Annotated in this window: 12 protein-coding genes; 3 read left to right on the top strand and 9 right to left on the bottom strand. The window is 39.5% G+C overall.

All coding sequences use genetic code 11. The features are described 5' to 3' along the window. Window positions 1-14: 14 nt before the first annotated feature. Window positions 15-2,105, top strand: a complete 2,091-nt coding sequence (locus BFL47_RS14530) for an LTA synthase family protein (RefSeq protein ID WP_069660526.1) — start codon at window positions 15-17, stop codon at window positions 2,103-2,105. Window positions 2,106-2,122: 17 nt separating this feature from the next. On the opposite strand, the gene BFL47_RS14525 is transcribed toward BFL47_RS14530, so the two are convergent. Genes BFL47_RS14525 through BFL47_RS14515 form a run of 3 tightly spaced genes read right to left on the bottom strand, consistent with a single transcriptional unit; the run spans window position 2,123 to window position 5,198 of the window. Next, complete coding sequence (locus BFL47_RS14525) at window positions 2,123-2,608, bottom strand: gliding motility lipoprotein GldH (protein ID WP_069660525.1); 486 nt, start codon at window positions 2,606-2,608, stop codon at window positions 2,123-2,125. Beyond that, entirely contained in the window at window positions 2,598-4,052 is a 1,455-nt protein-coding gene (locus BFL47_RS14520; protein WP_170827329.1) for a PSP1 domain-containing protein, read from the bottom strand. Before BFL47_RS14520 ends, BFL47_RS14525 begins: the two co-directional genes overlap by 11 nt. After that, on the bottom strand, window positions 4,053-5,198 hold the full coding sequence (locus BFL47_RS14515) for a DNA polymerase III subunit (protein WP_069660523.1): 1,146 nt from the start codon (window positions 5,196-5,198) through the stop codon (window positions 4,053-4,055). Between the two features lie 183 nt (window positions 5,199-5,381). Here BFL47_RS14515 and ruvX point away from each other — a divergent pair, with 183 nt between their 5' ends. After that, the gene (ruvX, locus tag BFL47_RS14510) at window positions 5,382-5,807 is read left to right on the top strand and encodes a Holliday junction resolvase RuvX (protein WP_069660522.1); all 426 of its coding nucleotides are present in this window, start codon (window positions 5,382-5,384) and stop codon (window positions 5,805-5,807) included. A gap of 67 nt (window positions 5,808-5,874) precedes the next feature. On the opposite strand, the gene BFL47_RS14505 is transcribed toward ruvX, so the two are convergent. The 4 genes from BFL47_RS14505 to BFL47_RS14490 form a co-directional block, all read right to left on the bottom strand. Beyond that, a complete protein-coding gene (locus tag BFL47_RS14505) occupies window positions 5,875-6,840 on the bottom strand; it encodes a hypothetical protein (RefSeq protein WP_069660521.1) in 966 nt (321 codons plus the stop codon). A 629-nt stretch (window positions 6,841-7,469) separates the two neighbouring features. After that, window positions 7,470-8,117, bottom strand: a complete 648-nt coding sequence (locus BFL47_RS14500; RefSeq protein ID WP_069660520.1) for an HAD family hydrolase — start codon at window positions 8,115-8,117, stop codon at window positions 7,470-7,472. A gap of 208 nt (window positions 8,118-8,325) precedes the next feature. Further along, window positions 8,326-10,482: a Tn3 family transposase gene (locus BFL47_RS14495; protein ID WP_069660519.1), complete on the bottom strand. Its 2,157-nt coding sequence runs from the start codon at window positions 10,480-10,482 to the stop codon at window positions 8,326-8,328. A gap of 16 nt (window positions 10,483-10,498) precedes the next feature. Next, window positions 10,499-11,407, bottom strand: coding sequence for a DUF4158 domain-containing protein (locus BFL47_RS14490; protein ID WP_069660518.1), 909 nt, complete (start codon window positions 11,405-11,407; stop codon window positions 10,499-10,501). Between the two features lie 221 nt (window positions 11,408-11,628). Between BFL47_RS14490 and BFL47_RS14485 the strand changes: the two genes are divergently transcribed. Next, entirely contained in the window at window positions 11,629-12,213 is a 585-nt protein-coding gene (locus BFL47_RS14485) for a recombinase family protein (protein WP_069660517.1), read from the top strand. 254 nt (window positions 12,214-12,467) lie between these two features. Here the strand turns inward: BFL47_RS14485 and BFL47_RS14480 are convergent, their stop codons facing one another. Both BFL47_RS14480 and BFL47_RS14475 read right to left on the bottom strand, forming a co-directional pair. Further along, the gene (locus tag BFL47_RS14480) at window positions 12,468-13,508 is read right to left on the bottom strand and encodes a PorV/PorQ family protein (RefSeq protein ID WP_069660516.1); all 1,041 of its coding nucleotides are present in this window, start codon (window positions 13,506-13,508) and stop codon (window positions 12,468-12,470) included. A 131-nt stretch (window positions 13,509-13,639) separates the two neighbouring features. Beyond that, window positions 13,640-15,735: T9SS type A sorting domain-containing protein (locus BFL47_RS14475; RefSeq protein ID WP_139125831.1), on the bottom strand; the 2,096-nt coding region annotated here is incomplete at its 5' end.

Genomic DNA, 15,735 nt, shown 5'->3' with positions numbered 1-15,735 from the left:
GGCCTTATTAAACCATGAATCAAAAGTTCGAACATTTCTTTAATAGCGTATACACGCTATTTCAAATTTACCTTTTCCAATTAGTCTTATTTACCGCCTTCAGAATTACTTTTATTATCAGATTGATTAAGTCCGATGACTTTTTTAATGTGCCCACAGAAACTTTTAATGCTATTATCAGAGGATCTCAGTTTGATACCATGATTATCAGTTATGGTCTAATTATACCATTTTCAGTCTGCTTGTTAAAACTAATCACATCATCAAACAAAGTAAAAAACATCTCTAGCATTTTTGTTTCCTGGTACTGTGGTATATCATTAGCTTTCTTTCTGCTTGTTCTCTTTATAGACCAATATTATTATGATTATTTTCAATCGCATATCAATGTTTTAATCTTCGGACTGATTGATGACGATACCAAAGCTGTAATGACATCAGTCTGGTCAGACTATCCTATCATTAAAATCCTATCCGCTTGGTTTGCTCTTTTAGCGATTTACGTTTTATATATCAAACGGCTGAATAAAAAGAAACCCTTTACTGTAAATATTCCAATTTGGCAAAGTACTGCATGTTGCTTTGCCATACTGCTTGTGTTTGTTCTGGGTATCAGAGAATCAGTTGGAACCTTTCCTTTACAAAGTCACGATAACTTAATCTGTAAAAACAGGGCAATAAATTTTCTAACCATAAATGGAGTATATGCATTAAAAACGTCTTTCACCGAAAGAAAAAAAGGGGATAATCTGCCATCTTCCATATTAAGCAACATACATAGTTTAGGCTATGATCGTCCCGCTCAAGCCGCCCGCGACTACTTTACAGAAAAAGATCTACCCAATATCCTATCTGATTCGGCCGCTTTAAAAATGCTTTTTCAAGTGACTCCAAAAAACAAGTTTCTCGAAGAGAATAAACCGAATGTAGTTTTCATCTTCATGGAAAGCATGAGTAATTACAACATGAATTTCGATTCCAAACAAATGAATCTCTTAGGTAAACTACGAAAACATTTTGCCTCCGATCTCTTATTCAGGAATTTTGTATCCAGTGGAAATACGACCATCCAAAGTCTGGAATATTTATTAATCAATACCCCTGTTAGTCTTACACAATCTAAATATCGATTCTCAATATTTCAATCCGCTGTTGCCTTACCATTTAAAAGAGCAGGATTCGAAAACACTTTTATAACTGGAGGAGAAAGCTCCTGGCGCAACCTAAATGAGTTTGTTCCCCATCAAGGGTTTCAGTTTATGGCTGGGAAACAAGAGATCCTAAGTACAATTAAAAATTCGGAAGCAAACCATTGGGGTGCCTATGATGAGTATTTATTCGATTATGCCTATCAAACACTGGCAGCAAAGCGTACGAAACCAAAATTCCTTTTTATACAAACCACCTCTAATCATACCCCCTTCGAATTGCCGGATACGTACAAGCCTGATCAGATTACACTCACTAAAAATGTTAAGGAGAACCTACAAGTAACCGAAGATCTGGCTATTAAAAATTTGAATTGCTATCAATATTCCAATAATTGCCTGGGAACCTTTCTCGACAAAATAAAACACTCAACTCTTGCTAAAAATACGATCGTCGTTATGACTGGAGATCATAATAACTTAATGCTTTTTGGTTTTGACGAAGCGCATCAACTACAGCAAAGGGGAGTCCCTTTGTATATGTACATCCCGAAGAAATATAAGCCTGTTCATACTATTGATACGAGTGTATTTGGTTCACACAAAGATATTTTTCCTACCATAATTAATCTCGCATTATCAAATAGCAAGTATTATAGTATTGGCGCGAATCTATTTGATAGTAGCAAAGCAAACAGCAGTAACTTTTATGGATTAAACATTGGCTCATCTACGGCTTTCAATAAGAAAGCCAGCGCTAACTATCTTAATGCTGGTGCTTTATATAAAATGAATGATAAGCAGGAGCTCAGTTTAGATGATAGCAATCTATTTGCGAAAACGTTGCTCAAGCAATCACGTGCTAATTACGCATTGTCTATGTATTACATTTTGAACGAAATGAAACAGATCTCCTCGAATAAAAGCGAAATTAAACCTGCTCTTTTTGTACAATAAAAAACTTTGCACTAATATTAATTTGCACTTACCGGTTCTACCCGCAGCCCCACATCGATAACTTCTTTGAGCGGATTGTCGCGCATATTCTGCTCAATTTCAAAGGTATAGGTTCCCGCAGAAGGGAACTTATAATCCTTTCTGAAAAGGAGCTGATACGAGTAAAAATTGCCTGTACCACTTCCCAGCCATTCCCCGTCCGGGTAAGCCAGTTTAAACTCCCTACGCTCTGTAATCGTCTTTACTCCCTTTGCTTTTTGATGAATGAGCACAAAAATATTGGAATACTGATACTGACTGGTATGCCTTAAATTAAAATAAAGGTTATACAATTTAGAAGCATCAGTAATTTGTACCGGCACATTTATCTTTTTATCATAACCCCAAGATCCATTTTCAATACTCGTATTGACATCCACCACCGCATTTTCTTCACAACCCTGCAATCCCGATAAGATTAAAACAATCAGGACTGCATAAAGGCGCCATCCTTTATTCTGCATTAGGCCTGGGCTTGTTATTGTTGTTTTTATTTCTTCGGAAATGACGGTTTGCATTTGCTTTCTTTGCCTCCGCAGTCTTTTCAACAGGCTCTCCAGTCGGTTGCTCCTTCTTTAAAACCACTATAGGTTTGTTCGTTTGAGCCGCTTGAGTGCCGGCCGGTTGCGTATTGCCTTGTTGTATAGCCGGTTTAGATCCTTGTTGGTTGCCCTGTTTCGCAGGTTGTCTGGGGTTGTTCTGTACCGCCCGCTGCAAACTAGGTGCAGGAGTACCCTCAGCGGTTACGCCTGTATCACCCTCAGTCTTAGGTTTACTTTTATTCGTCCGCTTTTTCTTCTTTTTAGCCTGTCGCTCATCCAAACGGGTAATGCTATCCTGCCCTACCACATTTTCATAATCGAGTACCTTAGCTACAGGAGTCGTTTCCAGTTCTGCCGCTTCGTCTTTTAAATCATCAGGTTTAACGCCTTCTTTATTTAATTTCTGAATCTCTTTAACCCTTGAAATTTCAATTGGAATCCAGCTTTCCTGATTCGGATAGCTGAACCACATCAGCTTTTTAAAGATGTCCGTTTTTTGCAAACGAGCCACTCCTACCAATGTTTCCAGGCGTTCTACGTCTTCAGGAATATCCTTCAACGCATCCATATAGGTATCCAGCTCGTAGTTCAGGCAACATTTAAGTTTACCACACTGACCAGCCAGTTTTAATGTATTTAATGATAAATTTTGATAACGGGCAGCCGATGTAGAAACCGTTTTGAAGTCCGTAAGCCAGGTACTGCAGCATAATTCGCGTCCGCATGAACCCAATCCACCAAGCCTGCTGGCTTCCTGACGCATCCCGATCTGTCGCATTTCAATACGAATCCGGAAGCTTTCCGCCATCTTTTTAATCAGTTCCCTGAAGTCAACGCGCCCTTCAGCTGTATAATAAAAAGTAGCTTTCGTTTTATCCCCCTGGTAGTCCACATCACTGATCTTCATGGAAAGACCCAGAGTTAATGCCAGCGTACGTGCCCTATGCATCGTTTCCCACTCCATATCCTTGGCCGCTTTCCATTTATCCACATCAGCCGGAGTAGCCCTTCGGATCACCTTACGGGTAATTTCCTCCATCTTCATATGCTTCTTTTTGATCTGCATACGGACTAATTCTCCCGTTAAAGAAACGTGGCCGATATCGTATCCCCCAGTAGTCGTTTCGACAACAACAAGGTCACCCATCTCCAGATAAGCGTTATCCTGGTTGATATAAAAGTCTTTCCTTGAGCCCTTAAACTTGATCTCAAGTATATTGAATGGTTTATAGTTAGTTGGCAAATCCATATGGGAAAGCCAATCGTATACGTCTAATTTACTGCATCCACCTGTAAGGCAAGAGCCGTTACTTTTGCAACCACCTGGCGTGCAGCCGCCACCCGTTGAACATGATCCACATCCCATTTATTGATATATATAGTGAGTCCCCTTAGGGAGCGTTTTAAACTTGAGAATTCTAGTAAACTGCAAAGATACATCTAAAAATAAAATTTTAGCGTTTGCATTACGTTCAATATGATAATGAGCCTTTTCGACCTCATTAATTAAAGCTTCAGTTTGAGCCAGAGTAGCAATTCTGCTAAACTTATCCACAAACTCTTTTTCATTAGGCGGCAAATGAATCAGGTTATCGGCTCCGGACAATTCCATCATCACCTCCCTTAATAACTTGGTACCATAGCGTAAAAAGTTCTTTTGATTTTCTCTTCCCCATTTAGATGCTGCATCCGAAAAATCAATCAGCGCAATCATGTTATTTGCAAAGCTGTTTCTTAGCCAAGCCGTAAAGTCGCCAAAAGCATTGCCATTATCCTCTTTGCTTAACTGGAGAGCCATCTGTAAATTGCCTTCACTTAAATAAGCGATCCGCGACGCCTGCAATTCAGGAACCTGCATCCGATCAATCAGATGGTGTTTTACTTCTTCATCGCTCAGGCGGTTAATCTTCATCAACTGAGTACGCGAAAGAATGGTATTCAGAATCTGATCCTGGTTTTGCGCTACCAGCAGGAAAAGTGTCTTTTGTGGCGGCTCCTCGATTACCTTCAGTAGCGTATTTCCCTCCTTGTCCAGATATTCAGGAAGCCACATAATCAGCACCTTGTATTCCGATTCAAAGGGTTTTAAACTCAGCTTTCGGATAATCTGATGGCATTCTGCAATGTTGATATTAGCCTGTTTATTTTCGGCATCAAGCTGATGGCGCCACTCATCCAGATTTAGATAAGGGTTTTTGAGAAAAGCTTCGCGCCATTCCTGAATATAGTTAAGAGATGTCTCGTCTTTATTCTTGGCGAAGAAGGGATACGAAAAGTGAAGATCCGGATGGATGAGACGACTGTACTTCCGACAGGAAGCGCAAACCCCACAACTATCTTCCGGACTGCTGTTCTCACAGGAAATATATTGCGCATAAGCAAGCGCAAGCGCCAAACTTCCAGATCCTTCCGGACCCAGAAACAACCTGGCATGGCTCACCCTCTGCTCCACAACAGTCTGTATTAACTGTTGCTTAATTTCCTTCTGTCCTACAATTTCACTAAACAGCATCGTGCAAATTAAGAAATAGAACTGATATTTTAGCATATCAGCCATGCCTTATATGTGATAACAAGGGTTATCTGTGCATTATGACTAAAAGCGTATTAAAATCAATCGTTTTGCATCATGGCCCGAATATTCTAAATAATCTTAATCAGACTATTCTTGTATTAAAATCAATAGTTTTGCATCATGTCCCGAATACTAGCTTTCGATTATGGAACCAGACGGATTGGCATCGCCGTTACCGATCCACTGCAAATTATAGCAACCGGTTTAACCACCATACATCCTAAAGATATTGTTGATTTTCTGAAAAAATACCTGGAGACCGAACAAGTAGAGCTTTTCGTAGTCGGCGAACCCAAACAAATGGATGGCACAGCTTCGCAGTCTATGCCCCATGTGAAGGGATTTATGACGATCTTAAAAAAAGCATTCCCTGGTATCCCCATTGAAAAAATGGATGAACGGTTTACCTCTAAAATGGCATCAGCTACGATCGCGCAAAGCGGACTGAAAAAAGCAGATAGGCAAAGTAAGGAGTTGATCGATACCATATCGGCTACTATTATCCTGCAATCCTGGATGGAGAAAAGAAGTTACGGGGCTTTGTAAATCAGCATACTTTACCCTTTTAGAAAATTGAAAAACCAATTTTTCTAGTTTGCTCAACCAAACCCTCTCAACTTTTTTTAAACGAAACTCGCTTTCCTGGCAAAACCTCCGGAATCATCTGCTTTGATTTTACTGTTTTAGAGTTCAACATAGCCTGTTTCCCAAACCGGGAATCCAATCCCATCATAAGGAGATTCCCTTTGTAGAACATGAGCTTGATCTTCTCTTCCTTACCCGGATAATCGGATAGTTGTGTATCAACCTCTTTTTTAGGATAATCAGAGGGTTGTTCAGATTGAAATGTTCCGATAATCGCACAAGGACTGAACTCTTTGCTGTTCATTAAGATACTTTCATTGGTTTGGCTGATTTTTGAGTACAACATCAGCGACATGCTCACCATTGCCAGGCAATCTTTTGGCACTGCTTCTGTAAAGGTGATTACTTGTCCATCAATGGTTTGATACCCTTCAAGGTCGAGATCTTTTACGCCCAGGTTTTCGTAATACTCCTCCCTGAAGTTAAATGCAACCAACATAAGCCTAATGCGGTGTTTAATATAAGCTCCGCTTGCGTTTTTGGGCCTTTTGATCCCAGTTTGAGTATTCAAGGGACCAAGGGTAACACTTACTTTCCCGTTTGCATTTTTACTCACATCATGGCTTATTTGAAGTACTTCATGCAGTTTACTAGTCGTATTAAAGTCCATTTCGTTCATTAAAGAAAGGTCTCCATCATGCAGATCTCGTTTCCCTTTCTCTCCGCTTACATTATTAAGTATCGACCGATACGCCAGTTGAGTGCTTCTGTAAGCTGCTGTTCCATCCTTAAAGAAATAAGCCGGTTCAAATGCATTCCGGATTACTGCCGCTGCTGAACTCGATAGTCCAAACTCAGTAGCACTCCTAATCGTTTTTTCGGTTTGCTTAAATTTCTTTGCTTTCCCCTGGATGATGTTCTTTCCACGGTACTCACGGTAGATTACTGATCCTGCGGTTCCATGTACCATTCCTTTTTTGTCTATTGTAGCCATATCGTTTACATTTATTTCGATAAAGGAAGGATTTAGGAATTTTAAAAATGAAAGAAAGGCAAAATCTTCCTAAATCTTCTCTCATACAGCAGAATCTTCCTCAATACGCTATGATTGTAATTTACAGCAAAAACAAAGGAATAAGAATCACGTGTAAGTCCAACTTGAGCTATTCACTACTGGACTCATTTTGGTTCCTTATTGCAGTTTTATCAGATTGTTTACAATCAGGTTTACAGTAATAGTTTGTTTTAGGTATTGCGTGATTAAGAAAAGGAAGAAAATGGGTAAAAAGTTGCTTATGATATCTAACGGTTAAAACGAATCCATGAGAAATCTATTTCTTACATCGTCTAAGAAAATTACCCTTTTTTGATAATAATAGAGTCGTCTTAAAGACAACCATTTTTCCTTGGATGATAAAGTTAGAAATGTTGCCTGTGAACTGCATTGATAAATTGCATACTTTCTTTAACGCTATTTTGCCGTTAGATTCTGCCAGACCTTTCCATACTTAATCTTGTTAAATTATAATAATAGGTTAGCATCTGTTAAAGATTCTTTCCTGATCTCTAAAGCTCTATGAGAATAGATTAAAAGGAAGTATAATGAGCTTCACAACCCGCCGTTCATATACTTAATGTTAACCAATGACTAAAATCGCTGATATTATCAAACAACATATCCGGATATAATTCTTTCAACTTTTTAGGCTCTGCTGTTTCTGCCCAGGCTGCTGCCACTACCGGGATCCCGACTTTCCTACTTGCTATGATATCACTTGGAGCGTCACCAACGTATATGATTTCTTCCTTCCGTATATCTTCAAAAAGGTCTAAGATGTTTTGTATGCCCTCCGCTTTCCGTGGTCCTGTCGATATCCCAGTTTCGATGGCTTCGAAATATTTACCAATGCCAAATTGTTCTAAAGAGATATCGGTACTGTGCCTGCCCTTACCAGTTACCATGGCAATCTTTACTGATTTATCTTTTAAAGTAATTAATAGATCTTCAATGCCCTCAAAGGGGGCGGGACACATTGCATGGAGCTCTTTGTAAAATTTTAAATAACTAGAAACGCCTTTTTCGTAGTGTTCTGGTGCCAATGCCATAATAGTTCCTTCTTCCGATGGACCAAACGTCGCAATGATCTCTTCATCTGACAAGGAGCGATTTATAAGTGGTTCGATGGATTTTCTGAATCCGGAGATGCATAATGGTAATGTATTGGCTAATGTACCATCAAGATCAAATATTACTGCTTTAATTTTCGTCATTTAAATATAGATGTATAGCTAAACGGTTGGATTGTTCTCTCTGATAACTTTGCATGGATTGCCGAAAGCCACAGAGTTCCCGGGTATTGAACGGGTGACAACGCTTCCGGCGCCTATAACAGAGTTGGGGTAAATTAAAGAAAAGTACAAAAAGCGCCACGACTTCGCTGTAGGATTTTTCCTTGACATTTCCCTTGAATATTAAATTCTATTGCTTTAGGATCGGCTTCATCAGGGCGTTCAAATCAAATGTTTTATAGTCTTTACCTTCTGAAAAATCATATTCGCCTACCAAATTGATATGTGCCCAGCTTTGAGTAGACGTACGGACGATTTTCTTTAACAAGATTTGCTTTTCTTCTTCAGAATTGGTCAGGGATAACTTCTCCGACAACAGCAATAGATTATAGGTGTTAACCGCATTGGCGATCAGCCTTTTACAGCCCTCCGCAATTAGCTGTTCCCTGCGGGTAGCCCATATCAGTTCCTGATTATTGCCAATTGTGATCGCCTTTGAAAAGTTATTGCTGCTTTCAATTTTGGAAAGCGAACCGGATACGGTTTTACGGACCAGTTCGTCGTCCATATATTGATAGACATAGGCCGTTTTATATAACCTTCCCAAATCTTTTAGTGCCTTATATAAAGGATGCTGTTTAGAATAGGAGTTTAGCCGTCTAAATAACGTGGATGCTTTTGAGTACCCCAGCTTGATAGTACATCCCAGCCTTAATATATCCTCCCAATTATTTTCCAAATGTTCCAGGTTGATCTTAAGGTCGGGAACGATTTTAAGCCCCTGTTCCTTGTAAGTGCGGACTTCATTAATGGAGTATAACTGTTGGTGATGGAAACGGGCAAACCTAGGCCGGAATTCGATGCCCAAAAGACCTGTTACGGCGAAGACAGGTTCACTATAACCGTGGGTGTCCGTTGAGTGCGCATTAGGCACGACGACTTCATTGTGTGTCAATCCGTCGAGCACATAATGCGATTCGGGTTCTGCGGCACTGAACACCGTGGAATAAAAGAGCTGGCCGGATTCATCCAGAAAAGAATATAGGGTGACGCCCCTGCCGTTTCCGAAATACTTAAAAGAAGGTGAAGCAACCAAAGAAGCCACTGATACATCGAATTTTTGCCCATCGCTGGAAGTATGGACAAAATCTTCTTCCTTCCGGAAATGCGAAGTAAGAGGCAAAGAATTACTAAAAGAAAGCAGTTTATCATTCGCCTCGATCAGTGTTTCCGGCGTAAAGTAATGAAGTGCGGTAGTCTCCAGTGAACTCGTCCGGATACCTTTTGACATAAACGAAAATTTACGTATACCAATATTGCACCCAAAACCGAGTATAGCTGCAAAGAACAGTTTTTGTTCGGGGCGCTTAGGCACATAATCAATTCCGTGATGGTTAAAAACAGAAGTGAAGCCGCAAATATTTCCTACGGTGGTAAGCACTCCTAATACCGGGATGATATACTCTTGAGGATAAAGCGATTCAGCGTCCGGTTCCTCTTCGGAGCGTTTATCTTTCATCAGGTGCCAGTCACCTGCAGCATCAAAATATACCTGTTTGTTTTCGCTAAGCTGATTATTCGTTTTTTTGATCTGTGCATTTAATCTTTCATTGAGTTTTAGCAGCGTTGCCCTTGGATGGGCATGGGCTGTTATACCGGCCTGTTTGATCAAGAATTCTTTTTCTTTTTGCCACAAACCAGCCGGAATGATATACTCTTCGAATGAACGGTAGTCGTAAGAAGATTCTACCGCCAGTGCACCTGATTTAATGGCATCCCGTATTTCCTTAAAAAGGAATACTTTGTACAGGCCTGTACGGAGGTTGCCTTCTGGTGAGAGCACACGCTGCTGTTCTTCCATTCTGAGAAAACTTGTCGGTACGGCTCCGCTTGAGGTAATTGAGCCATTTTTATCCTGATAGTAAAAAAAAGCAGAAAGGATATCCTTTCCGGAAGAGGAAGTTCCTGCAACCAATACTTTTAAAATGTCTGCCACCTTACCAGTAAGCTTTGAAGAGTTCTTTTCTAAAATTAGGTAGTAATTTTCTCGGTCGTGTACTTTTTGGTTGACTTCCTTCAATGATTTAAGTCGCTGTTCATCTTCTTGAAACAATCTTTGAGACAAGCGTTTCTTTTTTAATAACTGGTCAATGGCGTCTATCTTTTCAGCTGGCCCTATTGCTATATCTGCTATAATCTTTTCAATAGTTGTCAATACATCAATATGTGTTACGCTCCGTTGGGCGACACTGCTTACCAGTTGGGCTGTTTGCATCCGGTTTTGATACAGTTCCTGCTTGACGAGGTTTTCGCAACCGTTGATATAATTGGTAACGGCACTGTTCAATGTTAAAATAAGAGCATCACCGAGCAGATAGTATTGGTGGATGATAAAAGAAGATTAGGAGCAGGTACCTGATGGTGCTCCGGGTAGCAACCTGTGGAATCTGGTTATTGATCACGTATTCTGCGTAATACTGGATAGCAGCATCCGAAAGTTTTAAGCGTTTGGCCACCCGAACCAACTGCAGATACATTCTTTTCAGGTGCTGAAAATTTTTCACCCGTTCTCGGATGTGTTTAACTTCCATGGACTGGGAAATCTTTTTATAAAGAGTAATTTGATACCGCTTGATTTTCAAATGGGCTTTGGAATCTTCCTGATATGAAGAGTGCTCCTGTAAGAGCTGATCCAATAAAAGAATATCTTCTTGCGTCAAATTCCGGGAAAGTATAGATTCGAGATCCCGCTCAAAGTTGTCGAGGGCTTTTTCAAGAATGGTGCGTATGGCCTGGTAAGTAGGTATCTCTATACGATGCTCTTGAAGGAAACTGACCATCCCGCCAAATATCAAGTGCGGCCTGGTCTGTACATGTGCCAACCGTTCGGCTTCCTGCAATAAGGCTTCACTTGAAGATTTGCTAAAAGGTGCAAACCCAAAGAAGCCAAGGATATCTTCCTGATGCCGCCTAAAAGTATTGCCCTGGTAATCGGCCATATTTACTCCATTTGCATCTACCGAAATCTTATCTGCTATAAAATCAACATCTGCCTGATGAAAACGACTCGAAACGAAGAAGCGACTGACTATCCTAAAATAACCAACCTGCAAAATAAAACCGACTTTATTCGAAGGGGTCAGCAAACCTTTGACATATTCCGTTGCCCAGGTAGGTGCCTGCAAAAATATCTGGCGTTGTTCCCCTGAAAGAACTGGAGGGTTATCAAACCGGTGCCTTGCTTCAGCAGATAGGTAATCTTTTCTTGGCATAGGTAGAGTTTATTGAAAGTAACAAAGATCGTATGAATTACTTTTGTTTCTGATTTTGCTGTACAAACAAACGGTGCTCAACTTGTACAAGTCGCAAGAGTAGAGAAGGACTATTGTGAAATCTCAAAATGAGTCTATGTATATGAAATTAGTAAATAAAACTTGTATAGCAATCAAAGTATATTAATTTTGATTGCATCAACGGATAAAAGTATACAGAATTGAAAATAGGATATGCCAGGGTTTCTACCCAGGATCAAAATTTAGAAATGCAGCTGGACGCTTTGAACAAAGAGGGTTGCGAACAAATATTCCAGGAAAAGGCGTCGGGTGCTAAATCAGAACGGCATGAACTTTCTGCGATGCAACAAATCTTGCGGAAGGGGGATGTGATTTACATCTACAAACTTGATCGCTTAGGCAGATCGTTGAAACACTTATTAGAGCTGGCCTCGGATTTTGAAAAGAAGGGAGTTGGCCTGGTATCTTTAAATGACCATATTGATACCACTACCGCTCAGGGTAGATTGATCTTTAACATCTTCGCCTCCCTTTCTGAATTTGAAAGGGACTTGATCAGGGAAAGAACAAAGTCCGGTCTGGAAGCAGCCAGGGCTCGTGGAAGAAAAGGTGGCAGAAGCAAGGGCTTGTCTAAAGAGGCCGAACGGACAGCCATGCTTGCTCAAACGCTGTATAATGAGCGGAAACTAGGAGTAAACGCTATTGCTGAGGAACTTTTGATTTCTAAAATGACGTTATATAAATATCTTAGGCACCGAGGGGTTAAAATTCATGGAAGAGAGTAAACAAGTGTAAGGTGTTAATTCGTACTGAAATAAAAAAGGGAAGTGACGGATTTTGTTCTTTCTTTTAATTTACCCAAGACTGTTATTCTTTTTAATCTCCAAATAATGCGTCCTTTCTGAATAATTGTAATTTTAAATATTCCTCTAATTTAATGGAACTCCTTATCACACCTAAATCTAATAATTCATTAGTTTCTCCAATTCTTTTGGAAACTTTAAGAAAAAAATTCAGAATTATTAACAATTAATTTGTGCTAAAAGAAGTATCCTATTGTATAATGGATAGTATTATTAACAGGGTTTAATTTCTGGAAAGATACTAGATAAGAAATGTCTATTTTATATTTGGAAACAGAAACGCCCATCCCTGCGGTCAGGTAATCTCCAACAGTTGGGTGGTTATCTGATTTGAAAAAACCCGTTCTTAATGAAATTGTCTTTGCAAGCAGAGCTTCAATTCCTGCCGAATAATTAATCTTATCGCTTATCCCATCGGCAAAAAGTTTGTTTATATCAAAGCATACTATTAGTTCTGTAGAATTATCAATGTATGCGGTGTAAGCACTCCCAATGCGCAGATTCATTGGAAGAGGGCGACTATATAAGTTGTATTTGATTGCAGGGCCAATGTTAGAAAAATTTATTCCTAATCCTAGTAGCCCCTCATTATGAAATAGTCGTACAGGTTGCTGGTGTAAAAAACCTATGTCAGCAGCGATTGAGCTGATCGATCCTGTTCCTCCCTGGACATATTCATAGGCGGTATACATGGAACGGATGTATTTAAAGGTTGTCGATATTGATATAACCTCAGACAACTTTTTAATATAAGCAAAATCAATAGAAAGATCATAAGGCTTATATGAAGATGTCTTATTTCCTTGTAGATCAGAAAAATCAAATTGACCTGAATTAAAATATTTTATACTACCAGCAATTACCTGCATGTGGGCAAGCTTTTTAAAACCGGAGACATAAACAAAACTCATATCTTCAGCCAAATCCCTATTCCAGGGTGTAATGGAGAGGCTCACCCCAGACGGCTCAACACTAAAGGCATACTTTGCAGCGTTCCAATGGATAGAGTTAATGTCTGAAGATGAGCCTACTCCTGTTTCACCCATACCGGCTGACCTTGCATCCGGAGCAATTAGCAAAAATGGTAAAATGTTCTGAGTATTTCCTTGCTTAGATTCCTGTGCCTTTATAGTAAAATTAATTCCAAGAATAGAAGTAAGTGTCAATATAGCTCTACAATATCCAAGTACCTTCATGTTAGCTGCTGATGTTGACATTTTTAACATTTACCTTCGTCCGATCCGACTTTACTCGTCGGATTTGTTTTTTTGCAGGGAAAAAGGAAGACTAGTACGAAAATTAAGGGTGCAATGCATTTCATGTATTTTAGTTAGGATCTGTTCTTCAATTAATGTTTAATGATAATTTGACGAATCATCTTCTCCTTATCTATAATTACATGTAAAAAATAATTGTCATCTGGGATATTCCCGACATTTACTTTTACATCTTTTCCATCACGAGATTTCCCTTGTTTTACTATAACCCCGGTTTTATTATAGATTTTATATTCAAATGGTTTATCATTTTTTACAGCATCTTGATCTACGACCGTCTGCGTATCATCTTTCAAAGAAATTGTAATCTCGTTACTTGATGGATTAGGAAAGACTTTGAAGCTGCTTTGGGTCTTTGCCATTGTTGATGATCCTCCAGTAAAAATTAAAATAGATTCATAACTGCTACCGCATGCTGGGTTTGTTACGGTCAAACCCAAAACAATTTGAGGATTATATCCAGACAAATAAAATCCAGCATTAGCTCCGTTAAAATTAACAGAACTATACCCAGATCCGCCTAGGATAGACCAGGCATAAGTGTAACCATTTCCTTGTGTAAAAACGCTTAAATAATAATTGCTATTTGTTGGACCTCTCGTTACACTAGGAGAAGACCCTGGTGTTATAGTACCATACACTCCTCCAGGCGATGCTGAATAGTTCACAGAATACACTATACCTACATTAATGTTTTTTGTTGCTGAGCTCTGACCACATGCAGAGGTCATTGTCGCAAGCAAGGTTCCTGCTCCTCCGCTGACAGAGTTCACTGAAACTGAGGATGAAGTTGAATTACCAGGTATACTTATGCTCCCTGTTGCTGACCATTTAACGGTCATCCCTGATTGAATATTAACTTGATAGGTTGCAGACCCGCAAAAGGTTGAGGGGCCAGAAACTGTATAGGCTCCATCTGGTTGCGCAATACGTTGAAGTTTTGGGCCAAGGTTTGGGTCTCCAAATTTTATTTCACTTTCAAACCAAGTTATATTCTCAGCAGTAACTTTAACGTGAGGTTGGTTTTCATTTGGGGCATATACCCGATCAAAAGGGGTTTTTTTATTGCATACTATATTTTCATTGCTAAAATCATATGCCAAAGTAAAGTTGGGTACTTGTAAATCAATTGCGCTTGTCGTGGGCATAAACGTTGCATTGATATTATGCCTGAATTTGGATTTGTTCCCAGCGAAAAGATAAAGTAATTTTTGTGTAATATCGATCCATCCTTCGGTCTTATCATCTACCGGGTCAGTAAAACGACTACCAATAGCAGTATCGTAACTAAAATTATTTACGGCAGGCTGTCCATAATTAATTACACGAGGTGGTTGCCATAGCGCTATATTTATTAATGGCTTAAATAACCAGATATCCGAAGTGGCACTTCTGCCTGATGAAGGAGATGCCGTTATATTAATATTCAATCTATCACCTAACCTCCCGTTAATTAAACCTAGTAAGCCCGACCGCTTAACCTGCATAAAAAGAATTTCACCGTTTGGTTGCAGTAGAGTGTTTGGTGTAAGGTTTTTACTTCCATTTACTATAGCAATTTTTCGTATTTTGTTTGTGTCGTTGGTAGCGTTTGGATAAGTGCCAACACTAGCTAAATTTGATAAAAAAATATTCCTGTAGTTATCAGGGGTTGGCGATTCTCCAGATACTCCAGCATTTGCCACTAACATCTGTCTTGCGGCTGATCCTCTATGTGCACCATTCTTAAGACTTTTAAATACAACGCTGCCTAAGCCTTTTGATGATATATACTGAAGTAATTGTTGTAGGCCAATGGCACCGTTAGCTCCCTGGTGAGGCCCATCAAAGGAAATATATAGTCTGGTGTTAACATTTTTATTGGTTTTTTCTGCATAGGCGAGGGCATATTGAGCTACCAGTGCTCCCATACTTGGTCCAATTACAACAAATTTCTTTTGCAGCGTCGAGCTGTAAGTGGTATTAAGTGTTTCCAGTAGTTTAACAACCGCTAATGCATTTTTTTCAATAAGATCGGATCCATCTTTATAATCGTAAACGATAATGTCATAGCCATCTCTTCTAAGTCTATCGCCTAATTTAACATCCACCCCATCAACAGTAATTTCCTTATTGATATTTTCGTTATATATCCTTGCGACTGTTCTTGACTTGTCATTATCGTATC

The sequence above is a fragment of the Arcticibacter eurypsychrophilus genome, from assembly GCF_001730525.1.
GTDB lineage: Bacteria > Bacteroidota > Bacteroidia > Sphingobacteriales > Sphingobacteriaceae > Arcticibacter > Arcticibacter eurypsychrophilus.
Note: the sequence above shows the minus strand (reverse complement) of the source record. Positions and strands in the feature narration are given on the sequence as shown.

Coding starts and splice junctions, on each gene's coding strand:
- BFL47_RS14480 (WP_069660516.1), bottom strand. CDS start 13,508: ATGTCAACATCAGCAGCTAACATGAAGGTACTTGGATATTGTAGAGCT.
- BFL47_RS14500 (WP_069660520.1), bottom strand. CDS start 8,117: ATGACGAAAATTAAAGCAGTAATATTTGATCTTGATGGTACATTAGCC.
- BFL47_RS14515 (WP_069660523.1), bottom strand. CDS start 5,198: ATGCTGTTTAGTGAAATTGTAGGACAGAAGGAAATTAAGCAACAGTTA.
- ruvX (WP_069660522.1), top strand. CDS start 5,382: ATGTCCCGAATACTAGCTTTCGATTATGGAACCAGACGGATTGGCATC.
- BFL47_RS14530 (WP_069660526.1), top strand. CDS start 15: ATGAATCAAAAGTTCGAACATTTCTTTAATAGCGTATACACGCTATTT.
- BFL47_RS14525 (WP_069660525.1), bottom strand. CDS start 2,608: ATGCAGAATAAAGGATGGCGCCTTTATGCAGTCCTGATTGTTTTAATC.
- BFL47_RS14520 (WP_170827329.1), bottom strand. CDS start 4,052: ATGGGATGTGGATCATGTTCAACGGGTGGCGGCTGCACGCCAGGTGGT.
- BFL47_RS14490 (WP_069660518.1), bottom strand. CDS start 11,407: ATGCCAAGAAAAGATTACCTATCTGCTGAAGCAAGGCACCGGTTTGAT.
- BFL47_RS14505 (WP_069660521.1), bottom strand. CDS start 6,840: ATGGCTACAATAGACAAAAAAGGAATGGTACATGGAACCGCAGGATCA.